This window comes from Gordonia sp. i37 (genome assembly GCF_002043085.1).
GTDB classification, from domain to species: Bacteria; Actinomycetota; Actinomycetes; order Mycobacteriales; family Mycobacteriaceae; genus Gordonia; species Gordonia polyisoprenivorans.
Window position 1 is genome coordinate 1 of record NZ_MVPX01000197.1, and the last position, 6118, is coordinate 6118.

General features: G+C 66.7%; 6 protein-coding genes. All 6 read left to right on the forward strand.

The genetic code is table 11. The annotated features are described in order from the left end of the window. Positions 1-706, forward strand: a 706-nt coding sequence (locus B1964_RS09305) for a carboxylesterase family protein (RefSeq protein WP_172398793.1), incomplete at its 5' end; no start/stop codon positions are given. A gap of 80 nt (positions 707-786) precedes the next feature. Further along, positions 787-2322, forward strand: coding sequence for a glycosyltransferase 87 family protein (locus tag B1964_RS09310; protein ID WP_253193935.1), 1536 nt, complete (start codon positions 787-789; stop codon positions 2320-2322). Next, the gene (locus tag B1964_RS09315) at positions 2250-2663 is read left to right on the forward strand and encodes a TIGR02611 family protein (protein ID WP_079929578.1); all 414 of its coding nucleotides are present in this window, start codon (positions 2250-2252) and stop codon (positions 2661-2663) included. The genes B1964_RS09310 and B1964_RS09315 overlap by 73 nt, the downstream gene beginning before the upstream one ends. Positions 2664-2779: 116 nt before the next feature. Next, a complete protein-coding gene (thrS, locus tag B1964_RS09320; RefSeq protein WP_079929579.1) occupies positions 2780-4849 on the forward strand; it encodes a threonine--tRNA ligase in 2070 nt (689 codons plus the stop codon). After that, entirely contained in the window at positions 4842-5465 is a 624-nt protein-coding gene (locus tag B1964_RS09325; protein ID WP_079929581.1) for an HIT domain-containing protein, read from the forward strand. The genes thrS and B1964_RS09325 overlap by 8 nt, the downstream gene beginning before the upstream one ends. A 28-nt stretch (positions 5466-5493) precedes the next feature. After that, a partial coding sequence (gene pgsA / locus B1964_RS09330; RefSeq protein WP_079929580.1) for a phosphatidylinositol phosphate synthase occupies positions 5494-6118 on the forward strand: 625 nt, incomplete at its 3' end.

The following is a 6118-nucleotide window of genomic DNA, read 5'->3' on the forward strand; positions in this document are numbered from 1 at the left end:
CGCCGACGCGCTCGGTCAGGTCTCCGGCGACGAACTATTGAAGGCGCAGACCCAGGTCGCACTCGAACTCATGCTGGCCCCCGATCCGCAGATATGGGGCGAGTCGATCGTGAAGGTCGGCCTCGGCATCATGTCGCAGTTCCCGGTGATCGACGGCGACGTGCTCACCGCGCGGCCTGTCGACGCCATCGCGGCCGGCGCAGGCGCCTCGGTGCCGTTGCTGGCCGGCTGGAACGCCGACGAGTTCCGGTTCTTCATGGTGGCCACCGGTGGGGCGTCGGCGGTCACGGAGGAGGGGGCGGCGGCGATGCTCGGCTCGACCGACGGTGGCGCCGAGTTCCTGCGGAACCGCCTCGACGCGGGCGTCAGCCCCGGCGACGCGCTGAGCGAGGCTCTGAGCCGCGCCGCGTTCTCCGGCCCGACCACCACTCTCGCCGAGGTGCGCGGCGGTGCTCAGGGAGCGCCGGCCTCCACCCATCTCTACGAGTTCGGATACGAGAGCCCGCAGGGGGACATCCGCGCCGGTCATGCTGTCGAGATCCCCTTCGTCTTCGATCACCTCGACGAGGCGCACGCGCTCGTGGGCCCCGAACCCGATCAGCGGATCGCCGACGACATGCACGCCACGTGGGTACGGTTCGCCTCCTTGGGCGATCCTGGATGGTCCCCGTACGCCGCGGGCGGCGAGATCCGCCGACTCGACTGACCTCCCAACCCGTTCACGTCGTCGGCGTGTCCGGGCCCGCAGTCCTCTGATCGGCCCAGGATCGTCGTACGGTGTTAGCCATGCCGAGCAGCGCGACCCTCGTCGGGCGGCAACCCCGCTCCGTCGGGTGGGGACTGGTCGGTCTTGCCGCGATTGCGGCCATCGCGGTGTTCGTCTGGCAGATCACCGTCATCCCGATGCACAACCCGTTCTACGGCTTGTTGCACAACGGAGTGGACCTGCGGGTCTATCGCGCCGGCGGCCACACCGTCGTCACCGCGGCGCCGCTCTACCATCACTCGCTGATCGCCGATCTGGACTTCACCTATCCGCCGTTCGCCGCGGTGCTCTTCGCGCCGCTGTCCCTGGTCGGATTCGCCACCGCAAAACTGTTGTGGTGGGCGGCAATCGGCGTCGTGCTGGTGATCACCGTGCTCCTCGGATTCCGCAGTCTGGGCTACCGTGCCGACGCACGACTGTGGACGTTGTCGGTGCTGCTGGCCATCGCCGTCACCGCGCTCGAACCGGTCCGCACGACGATCTGGCTAGGCCAGATCAACGTGTTCCTGATGTTCCTGATCCTCGCCGACCTCGTCTTCTGTGACCTGAACCGCCCGAACTCTCGCGTCCGGGGGTTCTGGGTCGGCATCGCCGCGGGGATCAAGCTCACCCCCGGATTCTTCGTTCTCTATCTGCTCGCTCTGCGTCGCTGGCGCGCCGCGATCGGGGTGGTCGTGGGCTTCGCGGTGACCGTCGCGGTTGCCTTCGTCGTCATTCCGGGCGACTCCCGCGACTACTGGACCACCTACCTCGGATCGGCCGACCGGGTCGGTCGCGTCGATTCACCGGCCAACCAGTCGATCAACGGCCTCGTCTCGCAGTTGCTCGCCTACTTCGGTGCGACCCACTTCCGTCACCCGTATGCCGACGGCGGAACCGTGTTCGAAGCACCCACGTGGATGTGGGTGCCGGTCGCCGCGATCGTCGTGGTGGCGGGCCTGTGCGCAGCGGTCCTCGCCTATCGCCGGGGCTGGCGGTTGCTGTCGGTGACCATCACCGGCATGACCGCGGCGGCGGCATCGCCGTTCTCGTGGGGCCACCACTGGGTGTGGTTCGTGCCGTTGCTGATCGTCGCGATCGACGTGGCCTACCGAGGCACTCTCGCCGACCGCCGGCGCCTGTGGTGGTGGGTCCTGCCGGTCGCGTTGGTTCTCGCCACGTTCGCCTGGTCGTACAACTGGTGGACCAGCGGGCGCTACCAGAGTTCCGATCACGCCATCGCAATCGGCGTGTTCATGATGCCGCGCTGGCCGAACGTGCATTGGTACGACGGTGCGGCCGTCGTCTTCTATTCGGGTGCCTACGTCGCGGTGCTGCTCGTCACCATTGCGGTGACGCTTGTCGTGGGCCTCTCCCGACGCCCGGTATCCGACGAACCCGACATCGATCGGTACCCTGGCGGCACGCCGGACGACGACGACTCCGGCGATCACACGGATCGAACCGACAATCGGGATCGACCAGAGCAGGACGGGAGCCGACAGTGCGGGCGTGGGAACGACTTCGCATCTGGGGACGGCAACGCCGCTACATCGTCCGGCGCGACCCCCGACTGAATCTGACCTACCGGATCGGCGTCGGCGTGGTCGGCGCGGTCGTTCTCGCCGGCGGCATCGTCGCCATCCCGTACCCCGGGCCCGGTTGGCTCATCGTCTTCCTCGGTCTAGGCATCCTCGCATCGGAGTTCGAGTGGGCGCATCGGTTGCTGCGCTTCGCCCGCGGCCGCTACGACGCCTGGCTGGAGTGGATGAAGCGCCGGCACTGGTCGGTGCAGGGGATGTTCGGGCTGGCCACGTGTGTGGTGGTGCTCGCCTCACTGTGGGTGCTGGGCGTGTTCGGAACGGTCGCGGGATGGTTCGACGTCCACGCCGACTGGGCCCAGAGCCCGATCCTGTGACCCGCGGCCCATCCTCCGGCACGCCCGCGTACCCGGCGCGGATACGATCGACCACGAAATCGATAATTCGGCGGCACCGGCGACCGGTGCCGCCACATGTGTGAGGAGCGTTCGCCGTGCCCGACGATCTCAAGGTGAGTTACCCAGCCACGATCCGTGTGCCTGCTGGGACCACCGCGGGCACCGCGCTGCGTGAGCACGATCTGCCCAACAAGGGGCCGCAGGCGATCGTCGTCGTCCGCGACGCGGCCGGCGACCTGCGCGATCTGTCGTGGACCCCGGAACTCGACACCGACGTCGAGCCCGTCGCCGCCGACACCGAAGCCGGTCGCAGCGTGATCCGGCATTCGACCGCCCACGTCCTCGCGCAGGCCGTGCAGGAACTGTTCCCCGACGCCAAACTCGGCATCGGTCCGCCCATCAAGGACGGCTTCTACTACGACTTCGACGTCGCCGAGCCGTTCACCCCCGAGGATCTCACCGCCCTCGAGAAGAAGATGAAGCAGATCATCAAGTCGGGCCAACGGTTTTCGCGTCGGGTCTACGCCTCCAAGGACGAGGCCCGGATGGAACTGGCGAACGAGCCGTTCAAGCTCGAACTCATCGACGACAAGGGCGCGGCCGCCGACAGTGAGGTGATGGAGGTCGGCGGCGCCGAACTCACCGCCTACGACAACCTCAATCCCCGAACCGGAGAACGCATCTGGTGCGATTTGTGCCGTGGTCCGCACGTGCCGACCACCAAGTACATCGCGGCGTTCAAGCTCACCCGCAGCTCGGCGGCCTACTGGCGCGGCGATCAGGACAACGCCGACCTGCAGCGCATCTACGGGACCGCCTGGGAGTCTGCAGAGGCGCAGGACGCGTACCTGAAGATGCTCGCCGAGGCCGAGAAACGCGATCACCGCAAGCTCGGCGCCGAACTGGACCTGTTCAGCTTCCCAGATGAGCTCGGTTCCGGCCTCCCGGTCTTCCACCCCAAGGGTGGGATCATCCGCAAGGAGATGGAGGACCTCTCCCGGGCCCGTCACGTGGCGGCGGGGTACGAGTTCGTCAATACGCCACACCTGACCAAGGGGCACCTATTCGAGGTTTCCAAGCACCTCGATTGGTACGCCGACGGCATGTTCCCGCCTATGCACCTCGATGCCGAGTACAACGAGGACGGTACTGTCCGAAAGCCGGGGCAGGACTATTACGTCAAGCCGATGAACTGCCCGATGCACAACTTGATCTTCCGGTCCCGGGGTCGCTCCTATCGGGAACTTCCGTTGCGGCTCTTCGAGTTCGGTTCGGTCTATCGGTACGAGAAATCGGGCGTGATTCACGGGCTCACGCGTGCTCGTGGCTTCACCCAGGACGATGCACACATCTATTGCACGCAAGAGCAAGTGGTCGAAGAGCTGACCACCACCCTGGAGTTCGTCCTGCAGTTGCTCACCGACTACGGCCTCGACGACTTCTATCTCGAGTTGTCGACCAAGGACCCCAAGAAGTTCGTCGGTTCGGATGAGCTGTGGGCACAGGCAACCGAGACCCTGCGCGAGGTCGGCGAGGCGTCGGGACTCGACTTGGTGCCGGATCCGGGCGGAGCGGCTTTTTATGGCCCGAAGATCTCGGTGCAGGCCAAGGATGCACTCGGCCGCACCTGGCAGATGTCGACCCTGCAGCTCGACTTCTTCGAGCCGGAGCTTTTCGAGCTCGAGTACACCGCGCCGGACGGCACCAAGAAGCGTCCGGTGATGATCCACCGTGCGTTGTTCGGCTCGATCGAACGATTCTTCGGCGTACTCACCGAGCACTATGCGGGTGCGTTCCCGGCGTGGTTGTCGCCGGTACAGGTGGTCGGCATCCCGGTCGCCGACACCTTCGCCGATCATCTGCAAGGCGTCGTCGACGACCTCAAGAAACGCGGAATCCGCGCGGAGGTCGACTATTCTGACGACCGCATGCAGAAGAAGATCCGCACCCACACCACCGGAAAGGTGCCGTTCATGCTGCTCGCGGGCGAACGCGATGTCGCCGCAGGCGCGGTGAGTTTCCGCTTCCGCGACGGAACCCAGGTCAACGGCGTGCCCACGGCGCAGGCGGTCGAGACGATCGCCGAGTGGATCGGCGCCCGTCGCAACGATTCGCCGACCAGTGAGCTCATCGCCGCCGGGGCGGGTGGGGACCACGATGGCTGAGGACCGCGGAGCCGACCAGCCGAGCGCCAACGAGCAGAGCACCGACGAGCAGATCCGGGACTGCGGCACCGGCGATCCGGATCGGTTGCAGCGGTTGTGGAGTCCGCATCGGATGACCTACATCACCGCCGACCCGCCGGCGACCAAGTCCACCGGGCATCCGTTCCTCGACATCCCGACGATGACCGACGAGGACGGGTTGATCGTCGCGCGCGGTGAGCACGTCTACGCGGTGCTCAACCTGTACCCGTACAACCCCGGGCACACGATGGTCGTGCCGTATCGGCAGGTCGCCGACCTGGAGGCGTTGACGCCGGGGGAGTCGGCCGAGCTGATGGCCTTCACCCAGCGGATGATCCGCACCATCAAGTCGGTCTCGAACCCCAACGCGTTCAACGTCGGTTTGAACCTCGGTTACGCCGCGGGGGGATCGTTGGCCGAACACCTGCACCAGCACATCGTTCCGCGCTGGGTGGGGGATGCGAACTTCATCACGGTGGTCGGCGGCGCGAAGGTCATGCCGCAATTGCTGCGCGATACCCGTCACCTCCTCGCGGAGGCGTGGGAACGGTTCGGTGCAGGTCAAGGGCTCGGTGAGGGGCGGGGCGAGCGGTGAATCTCGATCGGGGAGAAGGAGCGCATCGGTGCTGAGCATCCGGGGCCGCGCGTCGGTGTCGAAGGTGACGCTGCCCATCGGGCGGGCGTTGCTGCGCACCGGACTCACCCCCGACATGATGACGCTCATCGGCACCGTGGCCTCGGTGGCCGCGGCGCTGACGCTGTTCCCGATGGGGCAGTTGTTCTGGGGCACGATGGTCATCTGGCTGTTCGTGATGTTCGACATGCTCGACGGTGCGATGGCGCGAGCCCGCGGTGGTGGCACCCGTTTCGGGTCGGTGCTCGACGCGACCTGCGACCGGATCGCCGACGGCGCGATCTTCGCCGGACTGGCCTGGTGGTGTGCCTGGACCCACCCGCACCAGCTGCTCTTCGTCGCCACCCTGATCTGTTTGGTGACCTCTCAGGTCATCTCGTATGCGAAGGCCCGCGCCGAAGCTGCCGGCCTCGACGGCGACGGCGGTCTCATCGAGCGACCCGACCGGCTCATCATCGTGCTCGTCGGGGCCGGATTGACCGGACTGGGTCTGTGGTGGGCCATCCATGTTGCGATGTGGTTGCTCGCGGTCGGCTCGGTCATCACCGTCGGTCAGCGCATGTGGTCGATCGCGGCGTCACCCGGCGCGCGTGAACTGATCCCGATGGCCGCGG

What these genes read in the sequence shown, in the direction of transcription:
- B1964_RS09310 (WP_253193935.1), top strand. Translation starts at nt 787, where the DNA reads ATGCCGAGCAGCGCGACCCTCGTCGGGCGGCAACCCCGCTCCGTCGGG.
- B1964_RS09325 (WP_079929581.1), top strand. Translation starts at nt 4,842, where the DNA reads ATGGCTGAGGACCGCGGAGCCGACCAGCCGAGCGCCAACGAGCAGAGC.